General features: G+C 60.1%; 18 protein-coding genes. All 18 read left to right on the forward strand.

What is annotated here, in order from left to right; translation table 11 throughout:
• Position 1: 1 nt before the first annotated feature.
• A complete protein-coding gene (locus tag FYB76_RS18625; RefSeq protein WP_154134613.1) occupies positions 2-2,110 on the forward strand; it encodes a portal protein in 2,109 nt (702 codons plus the stop codon).
• Entirely contained in the window at positions 2,110-2,355 is a 246-nt protein-coding gene (locus FYB76_RS18630; protein ID WP_154134614.1) for a hypothetical protein, read from the forward strand. Before FYB76_RS18625 ends, FYB76_RS18630 begins: the two co-directional genes overlap by 1 nt.
• Positions 2,352-3,758: a hypothetical protein gene (locus FYB76_RS18635; RefSeq protein ID WP_154134615.1), complete on the forward strand. Its 1,407-nt coding sequence runs from the start codon at positions 2,352-2,354 to the stop codon at positions 3,756-3,758. The genes FYB76_RS18630 and FYB76_RS18635 overlap by 4 nt, the downstream gene beginning before the upstream one ends.
• Before the next feature lie 47 nt (positions 3,759-3,805).
• The gene (locus tag FYB76_RS18640; RefSeq protein WP_154134616.1) at positions 3,806-4,594 is read left to right on the forward strand and encodes a hypothetical protein; all 789 of its coding nucleotides are present in this window, start codon (positions 3,806-3,808) and stop codon (positions 4,592-4,594) included.
• 25 nt (positions 4,595-4,619) lie between these two features.
• Positions 4,620-5,816 (forward strand): P22 phage major capsid protein family protein, encoded by a 1,197-nt coding sequence (locus FYB76_RS18645; RefSeq protein ID WP_154134617.1) that lies wholly within the window; start codon positions 4,620-4,622, stop codon positions 5,814-5,816.
• A 41-nt stretch (positions 5,817-5,857) separates the two neighbouring features.
• Positions 5,858-6,184 (forward strand): hypothetical protein, encoded by a 327-nt coding sequence (locus tag FYB76_RS18650; RefSeq protein WP_154134618.1) that lies wholly within the window; start codon positions 5,858-5,860, stop codon positions 6,182-6,184.
• 10 nt (positions 6,185-6,194) lie between these two features.
• Positions 6,195-6,449 carry a HeH/LEM domain-containing protein gene (locus tag FYB76_RS18655; RefSeq protein ID WP_154134619.1) on the forward strand — a complete coding sequence of 85 codons (255 nt, stop codon included), beginning with the start codon at positions 6,195-6,197 and terminating at the stop codon, positions 6,447-6,449.
• A 2-nt stretch (positions 6,450-6,451) separates the two neighbouring features.
• A complete protein-coding gene (locus FYB76_RS18660; protein WP_154134620.1) occupies positions 6,452-7,141 on the forward strand; it encodes a hypothetical protein in 690 nt (229 codons plus the stop codon).
• Positions 7,138-7,512, forward strand: coding sequence for a hypothetical protein (locus tag FYB76_RS18665; RefSeq protein ID WP_154134621.1), 375 nt, complete (start codon positions 7,138-7,140; stop codon positions 7,510-7,512). The genes FYB76_RS18660 and FYB76_RS18665 overlap by 4 nt, the downstream gene beginning before the upstream one ends.
• Positions 7,509-8,717 (forward strand): hypothetical protein, encoded by a 1,209-nt coding sequence (locus FYB76_RS18670; RefSeq protein WP_154134622.1) that lies wholly within the window; start codon positions 7,509-7,511, stop codon positions 8,715-8,717. The genes FYB76_RS18665 and FYB76_RS18670 overlap by 4 nt, the downstream gene beginning before the upstream one ends.
• Before the next feature lie 9 nt (positions 8,718-8,726).
• Positions 8,727-9,902: a hypothetical protein gene (locus FYB76_RS18675; protein WP_154134623.1), complete on the forward strand. Its 1,176-nt coding sequence runs from the start codon at positions 8,727-8,729 to the stop codon at positions 9,900-9,902.
• Between the two features lies 1 nt (position 9,903).
• Positions 9,904-12,009 (forward strand): hypothetical protein, encoded by a 2,106-nt coding sequence (locus FYB76_RS18680; RefSeq protein ID WP_154134624.1) that lies wholly within the window; start codon positions 9,904-9,906, stop codon positions 12,007-12,009.
• Positions 12,010-12,114: 105 nt separating this feature from the next.
• Complete coding sequence (locus FYB76_RS18685; RefSeq protein ID WP_154134625.1) at positions 12,115-13,737, forward strand: packaged DNA stabilization protein; 1,623 nt, start codon at positions 12,115-12,117, stop codon at positions 13,735-13,737.
• Positions 13,730-14,101, forward strand: coding sequence for a hypothetical protein (locus tag FYB76_RS18690; RefSeq protein WP_154134626.1), 372 nt, complete (start codon positions 13,730-13,732; stop codon positions 14,099-14,101). The genes FYB76_RS18685 and FYB76_RS18690 overlap by 8 nt, the downstream gene beginning before the upstream one ends.
• An 8-nt stretch (positions 14,102-14,109) precedes the next feature.
• A complete protein-coding gene (locus FYB76_RS18695) occupies positions 14,110-15,444 on the forward strand; it encodes a hypothetical protein (RefSeq protein ID WP_154134627.1) in 1,335 nt (444 codons plus the stop codon).
• Positions 15,445-15,624: 180 nt separating this feature from the next.
• Positions 15,625-16,131 carry a hypothetical protein gene (locus FYB76_RS18700; protein ID WP_154134628.1) on the forward strand — a complete coding sequence of 169 codons (507 nt, stop codon included), beginning with the start codon at positions 15,625-15,627 and terminating at the stop codon, positions 16,129-16,131.
• The gene (locus FYB76_RS18705) at positions 16,128-16,559 is read left to right on the forward strand and encodes a D-Ala-D-Ala carboxypeptidase family metallohydrolase (RefSeq protein WP_154134629.1); all 432 of its coding nucleotides are present in this window, start codon (positions 16,128-16,130) and stop codon (positions 16,557-16,559) included. Before FYB76_RS18700 ends, FYB76_RS18705 begins: the two co-directional genes overlap by 4 nt.
• Positions 16,559-16,969 (forward strand): holin family protein, encoded by a 411-nt coding sequence (locus FYB76_RS18710; protein ID WP_154134630.1) that lies wholly within the window; start codon positions 16,559-16,561, stop codon positions 16,967-16,969. Before FYB76_RS18705 ends, FYB76_RS18710 begins: the two co-directional genes overlap by 1 nt.

Raw genomic sequence — 16,969 nt, forward strand, 5'->3', positions numbered from 1 at the left:
AATGGAAAACGAAAAGCAAACCGCCGAGCAGGAAGTGATAAGCACCGCGAAGAAGCGGTTTGCTTACTCGGTGGAGCGTTTCTCCGAAAACAAGAACAAGATGCGCGAGGATATCCGTTTCGCGGCCGCATCCCCCGATGATCCGTGGCAGTGGGAAGAGCAGGACAAGAAAGCCCGCCAAAGTCGCCCCATGCTGACCATCAACAAGATGCCGCAGCACATCTACCAGGTGACGAACGATATCGCCATGAATCGGCCGTCCATCAAATATCGCCCGGCCGATGATGAGGCTGACGAAGAGGTGGCAGAGATCCTGATGGGTATCGCGCGCAGTATTGAGGCTGTGAGTGATGCGGATGTGGCTTATGACGTGGCGGCCAAGTATGCGGTGACGGCCGGCATGGGTTATATCCGCGTGCTCACTGACTACATCGACGAGCGCTCGTTCAACCAGCAAATCCTGATCAAGCCCATCGAGGACATTTTCAAGGTCTGGGATGATCCGGATGCGAAAGATCCCGCTGGCGCTGATCGGCAGTGGTTCTTCATCGAAGAATGCTTGAGCGAAGAAGAATTCCAGAAGGCTTATCCCGACGCGGACAAGATCGATTGGGACTTCGACAAGGACACTGAATGGCTCAATAGCGCGGGCAAGACAATCCGCGTTGTCGAGTACTACGAAATCGCGCACCAGGATGACGTTCTTTACCTGTGGGCCAATGGCGAAACATCGCTGAAGAGCGAAGGGGAACTGCCGGAAGGCGTGATTGTTGGAGAGCAGCCCATCGACTCGCGCAAGGTGCGTATTCCCAAGGTGCTGTGGCGCAAGCTGAACTCGCAGCAGATCCTTGAGGGCGGCGAAGATGGCCAGGAAATCCCATGCCGCTACATCCCTGTGGCGCGCTCGCTGGGCAACGTCTGGACCGTTGAGGAAAAGTCTGTCATCTCGGGCATCGTGCGCAATGCCAAAGACTCGCAGCGCGTGTACAACGCAGGGCAGTCGGCAATCCTTGAGCGCGTGCTTTCAACCGCCAAGGCGCCGTACATCGCTAGCGCAGAGGCTATTTCTGGCTACGAGAAGATTTGGCAGACGGCCAACACGGACAACCATTCCTACCTGCCGTATAACGCGCTATCTGAGGATGGGGGGCAGGCCATCCAGATGCCGCAGCGCACGCAGCCGACTGCTGTTGAGCCTGGCCTGCAGCAGGTCGTCATGGGCGCGGCAGACGACATCAAGAGTGAGACCGGACAGTATGACGCATCGCTGGGCCAGCGCAGCAACGAAACCTCGGGCAAGGCCATCATGGCCCGCCAGCGCGAAGGCGACACGGCCACGTTCCACTACATCAAGGGCCTGAACTGGGCTGTGCGCCATGTGGGACGCATCATCCTGGACATGATCCCGCGCGTGATGGACACGCGCCAGATCGCGCGCATCGTCGGTGAGGATGGGCAGTCAACGAATGCCACGCTGGACCCGAAGCACCCTGAGGCCATCACCAAGATGAAGGATGATCAGGGCGCAATTCAGCGTGTCTTCAATCCGAATATCGGCACCTACGACGTGTACACATCGACCGGTCCGAGCTTCACCACTCGCCGCATGGAAGCCGCCGATGCGATGACGCAGCTTGTGCAGGCGAATCCGGATCTTTGGGGCGTCATTGGCGACAAGCTTGTGCAGTCGATGGACTGGCCAGAAGCCGATGACATGGCCAAGCGTCTGCGCGCCGTTCTCAATCCTGCTGTGCTGCAGGCTATCAACGATGACGACGAAAGTGCCATCCCGCCGCAAATCCAGCAGCAGATGGAGCAGATGCAGATGCAAATGCAAGCGATGCAACAGCAGCTGGCTGCAGCCGCAGCAGAAATCCAGAAAGCCAAGAACGACGACGAGAACACCAAGCGCAAGCTGGGCATTGATGCGTATGGCAAGGAGACAGACCGCCTGAAGGTGGTTGGCGCAAGCATGACGCCCGATGCCATCGCGGCCATTGTCATGCAGACCATGCAGCAGGTGCTGAATACGCCTGATCCTTCGCAGATCGCGCTTGCACCGCCTCCACAAGAAATGATGCAGCAACAACCTATGAACGGAGTCCAGTAATGGTCGCGAAACTCAACTACTTTGGCGCCACGGCCTACAACGAGAAACCGGTCACCGGCGTGGATCGCATCTGGCAGCCTGGCCAAGATGGGAATGTCTCTGATGCTCATGCAGCGCAGATTCTGGCTGGATCGACCCTGTTTCAGCCGATCCCGATGAGCGGGCAGCGCATCATCACTTCGTCTGTGGCGCCGTCGAATAACGACGGGCTGCCGGATGGAACTGTTTGGGTTCAGGCGCCATGAGCATCAAGGTGAAAGCCGGCGGCATCTGGAAAGATGCAACAAGCGTCTATTTCAAGCGCGGCGGGGTATGGCAGCAGGCCCAGGGCGTCTACATGAAATCTGGTGGCGCTTGGGTGAATGGCGGCCTGAGAACCGGAATTTTGCGCTATGCATCATCGTTCAATCGCTTGCCGACCAAACAGCAGGCTGGGTCCGCCAGTTTTGCTGCGCGCGTGGGAAATCTGTACCAACACGTCATCGGCTCCGGCGATGTAGATGGAATTGTTGCCCGCATCACAAACCGTCTCGGCGCAGTTTCTGGGGTCACCAACAACACCACTGTTCTGAGTAACTTCACGCTCTATCTTGAGCACCAAGAACTTAATCAGACAGTCCAGATGTATTTCGGGGGTGCCACAAGCACGACGATTGCAAGCTCTGTGCTGGAGGTTCTGTCTGATGTTTTGCTGCCAAGCGCTTTCGGCCTTTCTAAGTTCACGCGCGGACACCGGGTGCGATACCGCTTTTCATTTGACATCCCGATCAACGGCACGTGGCCGGTCAACAACTACTACGACTGGTCGTACACCACAGGCGCGTTCGGTTCCCGTGCGCAGATTTATGATCCAACCGTCACGACGTGGACCAACATCGCCGGTACTGGCGCGATGACATTCAGTGGTACCGCGCCGACTGGCACGGCCGCGTTGCCTGTGGCGCTGATGGGCACGTTCGTGTCTGGCGATCCGATCGTCATCCTGACCGGAAAGGACAGCTTGGGGGAAGGCTACTACGACACCCTCGGCGCCGGACTGAATGGCGGCACTGGGCAATTTGCTCGCGCTCTGTATGGCGATGGATCGGCGCCTATTGCCGGCATGAACGCGTCGGTGTTCGGCTGCACGAACCTGCTGTGGTTCAACGGCGCCGCGACCATGAACACATTGGTGAAATACGCCAACGTGATCGACTACGGCTTGGGAACCAACTCGTTCGACGGCACTGCAAACAACTCCACGGCCCTCGCTCAGGTCATCACCTATGACCAGTCCGTGCTCACGGCCATGCGTTCGAATGCCAGCGCGGCAACTGGTGCCAGAGCTCTGAAAATCTACGGCGAGTTGCTGGGGCCGCGCTCTGCCGCTGGGGGCGATTACACCACGCTGGCAGGTCAAACTGTGTTCGGCCCGAAGTGGGATGTCGGCGGCGACGTTGCGAGCTACAACGCAACGCGCTTGAGCCAAGTTGGGACGTATCTTGATGGCACCTTTGACCCTGGGAGTGTGCTGCGCGGCTCTTCCGATCCGGCCAATGCCAACTTCTATAAGTGGCTGCCCAACTACTCCAACGATGGAACGCATTACAGCTCTACGGGCGTCGTCCCGTGGGCGACTGCGAAACGCACGTTCTACAACACGCTGTAACAACGTACCGGCGCGTATTCACCGGGATTTAGTCATGAGGCTAAACGATGAGCACTGAAGTAACCCAGGCCGAAGGCCAAGAAACCGCACTCGCCGGCGCAGCAAGCGAGGTACAGAACGCACAGGCCGCAACTGCGGCGGCAGGTGAGGTGGAGCAGCAGCAGGAAGAGGCGCCGAAGGAAAAGACATTCACTCAGGCTGAGCTGGATGCACTGATTCAAAAGCGACTCGCGAAGGAACGAGCACGGACGATCAGCCAGATGCGCCGCGAGCAAGAAGAACAAGCCCGCGCCCAACGTCTGAAGAACGAGCCGCGCCGCGAAGCCTTCAATGGTGATGACGAAGCATTCGTGCAAGCGCAGATCCGGCACCAGGCAGAAAAGCTGGCGCAGGAACAACTGACGGAGCGCCAGCAACGCGAAGCAATGGAACGCAGAAACGAAAGTTTCATGGAGAAAGTGGAGTCGGCTAAAGAGCGATTCCCGGACTTCGAAACGGTCGTGATGCAGGACCACAGTTTGCCGATCAACGAGGCAATGGTGGAGTTCATCCAAGAAAGTGATGTCGGCCCCGACCTCGCTTACCACTTGGCCAAGAACCGCGCCCAAGCCGAGCAGATCAGCCGTATGAGTCCGATTTCGGCAGCTCGCGCGCTTGCAAAGATTGAGTCTGAAATCGCCGCCCGGCCCAAGGCCGAAAAGAGTAACGCGCCGCCCCCGATCAATCCCGTGGGTCAACGTGGTCGTTCTGCAAGCTCCAATTTGCCGAGTGACAGCGACGACATGGATACATGGGCACGAAAGGAACGGGAGCGGCTGAAACAGCGATCTCGCTGACCACCGAACCTAAAGGACTACTGCAATGGCAAACGCAATTCTCACCCCGACCATGGTCACCCGCAAGGCGCTGATGATCCTGCATCAGAAGCTGAACTTCGTGGGCTCCATCAACCGCCAGTATGACGATCAGTACGCCAAGAAAGGCGCCAAGATCGGCTCGACCCTGCAAATCCGTGTGCCGAACGAATTCACCGTTCGCACCGGCCGCACCTTGGCCGCCCAGGACGTGAACGAGCAGTCCGTCAGCCTGACCATGGCCACCCAGAAGGGCGTGGATGTGAACTTCACCTCGGCTGAACTGACCCTGAGCCTGGACGACTTCGCAGAGCGCATCCTGGAGCCCGCCATGGCAGTTCTGGCGGCCAACATCGAGGCCGACGCCTTCAACATGGCGCTGGACGTGTACAACACCGTCAACAACGTTGGCAACGCTGCCACTCTGCGCACGCTGCTGACCGGCCGCAAGCTGTTGACCGACTCGCTGACTCCGACCTCGAACCGAGCCCTGATCCTCAACACCCAGGACAACCTGGATCTGGTCGATGGCCTCAAGGGTCTGTTCCAAGACTCCAGCACCATCGCTGACCAGTACCGCGAAGGTCTGGTGGGCCTGACCGCAGGCTTCGGCAAGATCTACGAAAACACCCTGCTGCCCAGCCAGCAAACCGGCACCGCGCTGTCGGCCACCACCTACACCGTCAACGGTGCGGTGACCGCCAACGGCTCTTCGTCGGTGGTGGTGGCGTCCGGCTCGACCACCTTCAAGAAGGGCGATGTCATCACCTTCGCCGGCACCAACCGCGTGCATCCGGAGACCAAAGCCGATACCGGCATGCTGCAACAGTTCGTGGTGACCGCCGATTACGCTGGTGGCGCTGGAACCTTGAGCATTTCGCCGGCCATCTACACCTCGACCGGCCGCCAGAACGTGGTTTCTACCGGCATCGCCAACGGCGCAGCCATCACCAAGGTTGGCGGCGCAAGCGCAGTGTACAAGCCGTCCCTCGCCTTCCACCGTGATGCGTTCGCCTTCGTGACCGCCGACCTGGAAATGCCGGAAGGCGTGGACTTCTCGGCCCGTGAAGTCTATGACGGCCTGTCGATGCGTGTAGTCCGCCAGTACGACATCACCAACGACGCCTTCCCGTGCCGTATCGACGTTCTGTACGGTTACAAGGCCATCCGCGCCCAGCTGGCCGCACGCCTCCTGTCGAACTAATCCCAAGGCCCCTTCGGGGGCCGTTTTTGAAAGGAAAGATCATGACTGTTGGCGTAATCATGGGCAACGTGCAGGCGATGGGCGTTGCAACCGTAACCCTTTCGCCGGCCGCCGTTGCGGCCAATACCACTGCAGAACAGACCTTCTCGCTGCCAGGCCTTCTGGCAAGCGATGTTGTCTTCGACATCACCAAGCCGACTGCGCAAGCAGGTCTTGGCATCGTCGGATCGCGCGTGGCCGGTGCCGGCCAAGTTGGCATCACCTTCTCCAACAACACCGGTTCGAGCATCACGCCGACCGCTGGTGAGAAATACCTGATCAACTGGATGCGCCCCGACTCCGTGCAGTCCGGCGTCGCCCCGACCTAAGGAGACGAGCATGGAATATCCCAAGTGCTTGTACAAGGGCAACGTCCTCTACAGCGATTACATCATCGTGAAGGATGAGCAGGAAGAAGAGCAAGCCAACGAAATCGGCTTCGGCGTTGAGGTTGAAGAAAACACTCCGGCCGACTCGATGAACATCGCGCAGTTGCGTGCAGCATTGGCTGAAAAAGGCGTCTCGCTGCCCTCCAGCTATGTGAAACGCGCAGACCTGCAGGCAATGCTTGATGAGGCCAACAAGGGCGCCTGATCATGACCACCGTTTTCAGGATCATCGAGCTGGCTCTAAGGGACATCAACACTGTTGGTGAAGATGAGCAGCTGTCGCCATCAATCATCAGTGATGCGCTGGATACTTTGAACCAGATGATTGCTCAGTGGACGACTGAAAAACAGTACGTCTACGCGCAAAAGGTGGTCATGTTTTCGGCCAACGGATCAGGGAGCTACACCATAGGGCCTGGTGGCACGATTGATATCGCTCTGCCAGCGAAAATTGACGCTGCCAGTTGGCGCGACGGGCTCGTGGACTTCCCGCTTCAAGTGGTCGATTCGCTTGAAGAATGGGAACGCATCGGAGTCAAAACCCTGAGCGGCGTACCGCTCGGGGTATTTTTCCAGCGGCTATACCCAGTGGGCAATCTGCTTGTTTGGCCACAGGCACAGTCAGGACAGATTCGGCTGGTAACGCGTGTTGGCCTAGATGGCTACACATCGCTGACCAATGACATGATGATCCCGCCGGAATATCAGCTTGCTGTGCGCTACAGCTTGGCAGAGTTGATGTCGATGTCCCTTGGGGTGCCAATTTCTCCTGACATTTTGCGCCAAGCGGCAAACGCTCGGCGAGTGATGAAGCGCCAGAACACCACCGTGTTGAAACTCGACATGCCGCCTGGCGTGCCATATCGCCGAATCTACAAGATTTACAGCGACCAATGACCCGCGACCAGCTCACCATCCTGCTGCACCAGATTTTCAGCCGGCGGATTGCCTGCAGCTTGGACGATGTGACGCGATCGGTTGAGCGGTTTGTGCTGGAGCCGGTGGTGTGGTGCGGGACTGTGGTTGGCGTGCTGATGCGCGACGGTCCTGAGGTGCATATCGAGGTTGACGGTGCGGTACACCGGCGCTGGGCGACACGCAAGTTCTTCCGGGGCGTGCTGGGTCCGCTGATTGAGCGGTTCGGCTATGCCAGCACTACGGTATGCGAGAGCAACCGGCGCGGCATGGACTTTTGCCGGCGCATTGGATTCGATGAAATTGGCCGCGAAAACGGCATCGTCAAAATGATTTGCAAGGTGACACTATGACCCCGTTTCTCCGCAAGATTTTCCACGAGCAGCGCATCGCGCAGGATATTGGCAGCGTAATGCAATTCGCCGGCCCCATCGTCGGCGGCCTCATCGGCCAGGATGCTGCCAGCAGCGCAGCAGACGCGCAGGCCAAGGCTTCCGCGCAGGCTTCGCAGGCGACATTGCAGGCCCAGCGCGAGGCCAATGACCTGCAAAAGTACATGTACGACACGTCTCGCAAGGACAGCCTGCCATTCTTGAACAATGGTACGGCCGCCAGCAACCGACTGTCGTACTTGCTTGGGCTGCCTGTGTCTGGCACCAATGCTGGCGCCGGCGGTGCGTCGTCCAATGGCTTCACGGCACTGACTGCCAACGACCTGGCAAACACCACGGGAGCATGGACGCCCAACTCGACCCTGTACGCGAATTCCCCGGAATACAAACAGGCATGGGATACGTTCATCCAGAATCATGCCGCGCAGTACGGCGTGAATCCGAATAGCACGCTGGGCTCGGACGCAAGCCAGTTGGCGGGCCAGCTGCAGCAGTACGGCTTCAACCTGGACAACTACAACGCGGCTCAGACCCAGAAATCCCAAGCTGATGCTGCAGCGGCACAGAAGGCGGCCCAAGCTGACCCGGCGTATGGCTCTCTGCTCGGCAAATTCGACCAGAACGCGATCAACAACGATATCGTCTACCAGAAGACCTATCAGACCGCGCTGGACCAAGGGCAGAACGCTCTGTCGCGCATGGCTGCGGCCAACGGCAACCTGTATTCAGGCGCTGCAGCCAAGGCCCTGCAGGACCGTGCCGCGCAGACCGCCAACACCTACCTGGGCGACGCCTACAACCGTTTCACGAACGACAAAGGCCAGACCTACAACTTCTTGGCTGGCGCTTCTGGCGCCGGCCAGACTGCAGCCAATACGCTGTCGTCGGCCGGCAGCAACTATGCCAACGCAGGCACCAGCACCGCGCTGACCACGGGCAATGCGCTGTCCAACCTCTACACAGGCGCGGGCAACTCGCGCGCGGCCAGCTCCATCGCCGGCGGCAATGCGCTCTCCGGCGGCCTGAACTCGATCTCGAACTACTACCAGACGCAGAACCTGCTGAGTCAGCTGGGTGGCATGAAGAACACGGGTACCCCGACCATTTTCGGTAATAACGACTTGAACCAGTCTTTGAGCCGGTTCAATTTCACCGGCTTTAAATAAGGACGAGCCATGCCCATTGACGCAAACATCCTTTTCCAAGCCGGCCGCCCGACGGTGCAGCTCGAAGACCCGCTGAACAAGCTGGCGCAGCTCGGCCAAGTGCAGGGCTTCCAGAACCAGAATGCGCTGGCGCAGCTGCAGTTGAAGCAGGCGCAGCAGCAGGATCAAGACCGCACTGCTCTATCCGGGGCCTATCAGGGCGCCGTTGATCCGACCACCGGCAAGGTGGACTATGCCAAGGTGACAAGCAACCTTGCCGGTGCAGGCGCGGGCGCGGCCATTCCTGGCGTGCAGAAGAGCGCGGCAGAGGCATCCAAGGCCCAGCGCGATGCAGAGGCGGCGCAGTTCGACTTGGCGCACAAGAAGACCACCGCACTGCTCAATATCGTCGGCTCGGCCACCGATCAGGCTTCCTACGACCTGGCCAAGAAGAATGCGGCATCCATGGGCCTAGATGTTTCCGCCGCGCCTGCGCAGTTCGATCCTGCCTACGTCAAGGCCTTTGGCCAGCAGGTATTGACCGCTCAGCAGCGCATTGAGAATGCGGCCAAGGATCGCGGCTTGAACATCCAGCAGCAGCAGGCCGACGAGCAGGCCCGCAACAACCGCGCCAACAACGCGATCGCGCAAGGACAACTCGGCGTGGCTCAAGCAGGTCTCGGTCTGCGCCGTCAGGAGCTGGAGGCCGGGAAAGTACCGCCCGGCTACCGCCGCACCAGCGATGGCAACCTGGAAGCGATCCCCGGCGGTCCTGCTGACATCAAGAACAGCAAGGAAGGCAACCAGCGCACGCAGGATGCCAAGGACGTGCTGGCGATTGCCGACGAGGCGGACAAGTTGCTGGCGAAGGCATCCAACGGCTACCTGAGCTCTGGCTACAACCAGGCGCTGGGCGCACTCGGCAGCTCCACGGCCGCCGCACAGGCGGATGCCCAACTCAAGGTTCTGCAGGGCGCCATGGTATCCAAGATGCCGAAGATGTCGGGCCCACAGTCGGACAAGGACGTGCTGCTATACCGCGAAATGGCCGGCCAGATTGGCGACCCAACGGTACCGGTGGCGCAGCGTCGTGCTGCTTTGCAGACCGTGCGCGACCTGCAGCGCAAGTACCTGGGCCAGGATGCGCCGGCGCCAGCTACTCCGACTGCATCCTCCGATGGCTGGACCGTCACACAGGTGAAGTGATATGCCGACTTTCCGAATTTCCGCCCCTGACGGCAAGACTTACGAGGTGACCGGGCCCGAAGGCTCGACCGCCGAAGATGCGCTGGCCCGCGTGCGCAGCATGGTGGTGGCCACGCCGACGCCAGAAAAGGGGGTTGGCGAGCAATTGACCGATGCCATCAAGGATGTGCCGCGTCAGGTCGGATTGACCGCGCGGTATGGGCTGGAAGGCCTGGGCAATGCCGTTGGCGTGCTGTCCGACCCCATTGGCGCCACCATCAACATGGCCACAGGCTCCAACCTGAAGCCGGCCGGCAAGCTGGCGGCCGATGTTGCTGACCAGATCGGCCTGCCCAAGCCGCAGAACGCGCGCGAGCGCATCGTGGGCGACGTGGCGACGACGATGGCCACCGGTGGCGGCATCATGGGCGGTGCAAACCGTTTGGCGCAGGCGGCGGCCGGCCCGGTGGCGCAAAACGCCCTGGCCGCGCTTGGCCAGAACGCTGGCATGCAGACCCTTTCCAATGCCTCAGCCGGCGGTGCGGGCGGCTACGTGCGCGAAACTGGCGGCGATGGCGCGGCGCAGTTTGCGGCCTCCCTGGCTGCTGGTGTCGGCGCACCCATGGCGGCGAACAAGCTCATGCAGGTCGGCCAGTCGGCCTCGAATGCTGTACGCCGCGCCACCACCCCGGCGTCGGCCGCGAATCAGCAGATTGACGTTCAGATCACGCAGGCGCTGCAGCAGGGCGGTGTGGACTTCGGCCAGCTGGCCCCGGCCGTACAGAACAGCATCCGCCAGGACGTGGCCGCCGCAATGCAGACCAACGGTATTCTGTCGCCTGACGCGGTGCGCCGCTTGGCCGATTACCGCATGGTCGGCGCGACCCCCACGCGCGGCTCCCTGACGCTGGACCCAGCCACGATCACGCAGGAGCGCAACCTGGCCAAGCTGGGCATCAACAGCAAGGACGCCGCCGCGCAGGAGCTGGGCCGCGTGCAGAACGCCAACAACCGGACGCTGATCAACAACTTGAACGACCTGGGCGCCGGCACCGCAGAGAGCCAGTACGACGCGGGCGGCCGCATCCTGCAGGCGCTTGGCAATACCGACCAGGCCGCGCGGGGCGCCATCGGCGCAGCCTATTCGCGTGCGCGGGACTCGGCCGGCCGCAGTGCGCCGCTGGACCCGTCTGCCTTCACCCAGCGCGCCGGTGACCTGCTCAACCAGGCGAACGCCGAAAGCTTCTTGCCAGCTGGCATCCGCGACACGATGAACCGCATTGCACAAGGCCAGATTCCGCTGAATGTGGAAATCGCGGAGCAGCTGAAGAGCAACATTGGCCGGATTCAGCGTGGCGCCACCGATGGCAACACCCGGTATGCGCTCGGTCTGGTGCGCCAGGCCCTGGAGGATACGCCTCTGCAACAGTCGGCCCAGAACGTTGGCCAAGAATCCATCGACGCCTTCAACAGCGCCCGCGCGCTGAATCGCAGCTATATGCAGCAGGTCGAGGGCACCCCGGCGTTGCAGGCGCTGCGCGACGGCGTGCAGCCGGACAAGTTCGTGCAGACGTTCATCGTGGGGAATGGCGGCCGCGCCAATGTGGCCGACCTGCAGGCGCTGCGCACGGCCGTGGAGAATGACCCCGGCGCACTGCAGGCCGTCCGCAACCAGATCGCCGCACACCTCAAGAGCCAGGCCCTGGGCGGCGCTGCAGATGAGGTGGGCAACGTCAGCCAATCGTCCTTCAACAAGGCGCTGCGCCAGATCGGTGATGAGAAGCTGGGCATGTTCTTCACGCCGGATGAGGTGGCACAGCTGCGCGCCGTGGGCCGCGTGGCCAGCTATGAGCAGTTCCAGCCGAAGGGATCGGCGGTGAACAACTCCAACACGGCGGCGGCCGGCCTGTCGGCAATCCTGGACCGCATCGCCAATAGCCCGTTGCTCAGCAAGATTCCTTTCGGCAATCAGCTGGCGGGCCCGGTGCAAAACATCTCGGTGGGGATTCAGTCCCGCAACGCCTTGAACGTGCCGAACGCGCTCAATCAGCCGATGCGCAACTCGCCGCGCAATCGCCTGATGCTGTCGCCGGCCGCTTTCCTGGGAACGAACGATGAAAAACAGTGATCACTTCTTGCCGCGCGACCACAGCCAGGCGTTGATGATCATCGCAACGATGGCGCCGGCTTTGATCGGGTCGAAAGACATGGATTACTCCAAGAAGGGGGAGCCATGATCATACCGCTTTTCTCGCTTGGCACCAAAAGCAAATCCGTTACCGTCAGCGCGCAGGAGCATGTGAACGTGTTTGCCGAGGTCTCGCAAGACGCCGACAAAACGCCGCTTGCGTTCTATGGCATGCCTGGCCTGACTCTTTTCACGAGCTTTGGCGACACGCCGGTGCGCGGCCGCATCCCCGTCGATGACTTCCTCTATGTCGTGCATCGGGGCACCTTCTGGGAGGTGAATAACGCCGGCGTGAAAGTGTCGCGCGGCACGCTGAGCACCACCTCCGGCCGCGTGCAGATGGGCTACAACGGGTTGCAAATCGGCATTGCTGACGGCAAAAACCTATACATGTACGCGCTCAATCGCACTGCGCAACCCATCGCATCCATCACCAACATGGGCACCCTGGCAACGCTCACGACGGCGCAGCCGCACAATCGCTACACCGGGGAAACGGTCACGATCAGCGGCGCCACGCCAGCCGAGTACAACGGGACATTCACCATCACTGTGACCGGCGCGACGACCTTCACCTACACGATGGCATCGAACCCCGGCGCCTCTGCATCGCCGGTTGGCTCGTATGTGGTGGCATCTTCGTTTGTGACTGTCGCCGGCGGCTTGCTGGCCAACCCGTTCGACATCACTTGGCAGGATCACACTTTCATCATGGGCTTCACCGGCTCGGGAGCGATCCAGTGGTCAGCGGTTGATGATGGCACCAACGTGTCGGCGCTCGATTTTGCCACCGCAGAATCCAGCCCGGACGACCTGGTGCGATGCATTGCTGACCATGGCGAGGTCGTGCTCTTCGGGAAGAACAGCATTGAATTCTGGGCAAGCACGGGTAACCTTGATCAGCCATTTTCCAATCAGAACGGCTCGGAATTGGAATTCGGCCTGGCCGCGCCGTGGTCCCTGACGAAGTTCAATGACACACTGATCGGACTGGTGCGCAACGGCGGCCAGGTCGAGGTCCGCATGCTCCAAGGTCACACGATGCAGAAAGTCAGTTCGCAGTCGATGGACACCATCATCAACGGCTATGCGAACGTGGCTGATGCGACCGGAAGCGCCTTTGTGTATCAGGGTCACCCGATGTATCAGATCAACTTCCCGAGCGCCGGCGCGTCGTGGGTTTATGACGCAAGCACAGGCCTTTGGACATCGATGCAATCTGGCCTTGCGGGAGGCCGACACCTTGGCGAGATGCATGTCGACTACCTCAACAAGGTCCGCGTTTTCGACTACCAAAACGGCAATATCTACAACCTGGACCAGACGGCATATACCGACAACGGTATGCCGATTGTTCGGCAGATTGTCGGGAGGCATGTTTTCCGTGACTTGAACGTATTGCGCACATCGTTTATGCAAATCGACTTTGAGACAGGCGTCGGTGTGAATGATGGCCAGGGCAGCGATCCGCAGGTAATGCTGCAGGTATCGCGCGACAACGGGCACACGTGGGGCAATGAGCTTTGGCGCTCCATGGGCAAGATCGGTGAGTACCGGACCCGGGTCATTTGGCGCCGGCTTGGGCGAGGCTATGACTTCGTCTTCAAGATCCGCATGACCGATCCGGTGAAATTCGTTCTTGCGGCAGCGGCGGTGACCAATGAATAGCAAGCCTCGCCTCCAGGAAGAATTTCCAGTTGAAGGCGATTCAGCGCGAATCACCCGGGGCTGGTCGAATTGGTTTATGGACGTGTGGCGCGCGCTGGCCGGCTGGCAATCGACACTCACAGCGACGGCCAGCCTCACATTCCCGGCCATCGGTGCGCAAAGCCAGGGCTCTCTTTCGTTCGCAGTGGCAGATGCGGCGCCAGGCGATGCAGTAGCCGTCTTCAGCATTGATGTTGCTGGCATGATTTTTTCCGCACAGGTGACAGCGCCCAACACGGTCACGGTCTATGCGAAGAATTTCACCACAGGTGCAATCACGCCCCCGGCATCGTTGTCAGTCCGCGTCATCGTTTTCCAGAATTAGGAGCAAATATGTCCGTCAGCCTCAGCCCTCTCTTCAATACCCAGACCGTTACTGAGAACGGCGCGCCGGCAGTTGGTTGGACGGTGACCACCTATCAGGCTGGTTCATCGACGCCGCTGCCGACATTCACTGATTCCAGTGGCGCCACTCCGCAATCGAATCCCATGGTATTGGACTCGCTGGGCCTGCCTGCCCTTGGCCAGGTCTGGCTCACCTCCGGCGTGGCCTATAAATTCGTCCTTGCAGATGCCAGCGGCGTGGTAAAGCGCACTGAGGACAATGTGACCGGCGTGCCGAGTGCAACCGCAACGCTGGATCAGTGGGTGATTTCAGGCGCGGCGCCGTTGTATATCTCCGCGAATTCTTTCTCGTTCCAAGGTGACCAGACTTCTACCTTCACGCCAGGCCGCCGCCTGAAGCTGACCACAAGCGCGGGCACGCTGTATGCCACCATTCTGACTTCGGTCTTTGCGTCCTCGATCACCACCATCACCTTGTCCGTGGACGGCGGCACTGCGCTGGACTCGGGACTGTCAACCGTGGCCTATGCCATGCTTTCGTCGGTCTCTGATTCGCTGCCAAGAATTGCGGCATTCACGCCGCCGGCGGCCGTGCGCGGTCTGCGCGGGCAGCCGAATGCGACGACTCCAACCACGAAATACGACCTCACCGTGACCGACTATGTGACGCTGCGCAATAACAATGGCGAGTCGATCACGTTCTCGAATGTCGGCACCATTACGATTGATATCAGTCTTCCCGGGCCTGCTCGCGGCGGACGTGACCGGGCTGCAGCGCTTGCTATCAGCAGCTGGGCGTACATGTACTTTGTCAGTGATGGCGCGACGATTAGCGCAGTCATCAGCCCGACGGCACCGGCATCTTTCACAGGGTCAACGCTGCCCACCGGCGACAAAATGTGGGCCTTCGCCGGGATCGTTCGGATCAACGGAGGCGGTCAGATTGCCTCGATGTACTACCGAGGGGCAACGGCATCACATACAGCCCAGCAGAGTGCTCTCAGCGGCGGCTCAGCGGTCGTAGAAACTCCCGTGACGGTAAGCCCATTTGTTCCTCCTGAAGCACTTTCCTATTGTTTGCATACCGAGTACGCAAACAACGGTGCAGGGGCTGGCGCATATTCAGCCGGCGTTCGGCTTGTAAGTGGCAGCGCACTGTATCGCTCAACAATTGGCGTAACCGGCGCAGCTGCAATTGCATACCAGAACCAAAATATCAACCTGCCCAACGTCGGCCAGTCGTTCAATTACTTTGCTGGTAGCGCATTGACGCAGTTCTCTGCGTGGGTCACCAGCTTCACAGTCGCAAATGGGGGTGAGTGATGCCATATTCGTTTCGAGATCCGGTAACAGGCGTCTTAGTTGCCTGGGGTTACGTGGAGACCAACCGGCCCGGTGATATCCGCCAATCGGAGCCGTGGGACTTCAATCTGGAAGTGAACAAATGGCGCTGGGATGACACACTTTCTCCCCCGGCCTGGGTGCCATATCCGTGAGGTGCGAATGGCTGATGAACAGGAAATGATCGTTCGCATGACCAGGATGGAAACCATGATGGACGGTTTCCGCGAAGGGCAAGCAGACATTAAGGACATGCTGCGCCGGTTTCTGGCAACGCAGGAGATCGTCACCCAGCACGGCGAGGCTATCAAGGCATTGCTGGACAGTGACCAGCGCATGGTCTTGCGCATGGATTCGCACTCTCAGTGGCAGGCACAGCATGAGGAAGTGACCGGCCGCACACTGGAAAAAATCGACCTGAAATTCGACGCCAAGATTGACGACGTCTGGAAGAGCCAGCGCGCCGGCTTCGCGGAGATTGCGACGTTTCATAACCGGCTGCGCGGCGGCATGGTGGTGACCTATGCGCTGCTGGGCATCATCGGCACCGTCTGTATGGCTGGTGGTAGCTGGCTCATCAACACCGTGAACAAGGCCGAGCAGATCAACCTGGTGCAGGCTCAGGAGCTTTCCGAGCTGCGCCGCATGGTGACCAAGGAGGGTAAATGAATCTGAGCGAACACTTCACCCAGGCCGAGCTGACGCTTTCGGAGACTGCGGCGCGGCGTGGAATCGACAACACGCCGGATGCATTCATCCTGGCGAATCTCAAGACGTTGGCCGGTGAGCTGGAGAAGGTCCGAGCCCTTGTTGGCCGTCCGATCAATGTCACCAGCGGATATCGATCACCAGCGCTGAACAAGGCCATCGGCGGGGCTGCCAACAGCGCCCACATGCAAGGGCTGGCGGCCGACATCAACGTGAACGGCTACACGCCGCGTCAGCTTGCAATCAAGATCCGCGATAGCGGTCTGATGTTTGACCAGCTGATCCTCGAATACGACAACTGGGTGCATTTCGGCCTATCACTTGGCGCGCCGCATCGAGAACTGCTGACCATCCGGAACGGCACCGGATATATGAAAGGAATCGTCTAATGTGGCCCACACTAATCCCCCTGATCGGCAACCTGCTGGACAAGCTCTTTCCCGATCCCAAGGCAGCAGAGGACGCCAAGCTGAAGGTAATGCAGATGGCGCAGACGGGCGAGCTGGCGCAGCTGGATGCGGACCTCAAGATGGCCCAGGGCCAGATGGAAATCAACAAGGTTGAGGCGGCCAATCCGAGCATCTTCGTGTCTGGCTGGCGCCCGTTCGTAGGCTGGATCTGCGGCGCCGCGTTCGCGTTCAAGTTCATCGGCGGCCCCATGCTTGTCCTGGTGGCTGGCTACTTCGGCCACACCGTCACGCTGCCGCAGATGGACTATTCCGAGATGAGCACGATCCTGCTCGGTATGCTGGGCATCGGCGCGCTGCGCACCGTGGAGAAGGTCAAGGGCGTTGCATGA

Origin of the sequence: Herbaspirillum sp. CAH-3, assembly GCF_009668275.1 — a bacterium.
GTDB lineage: Bacteria > Pseudomonadota > Gammaproteobacteria > Burkholderiales > Burkholderiaceae_D > Herbaspirillum > Herbaspirillum aquaticum.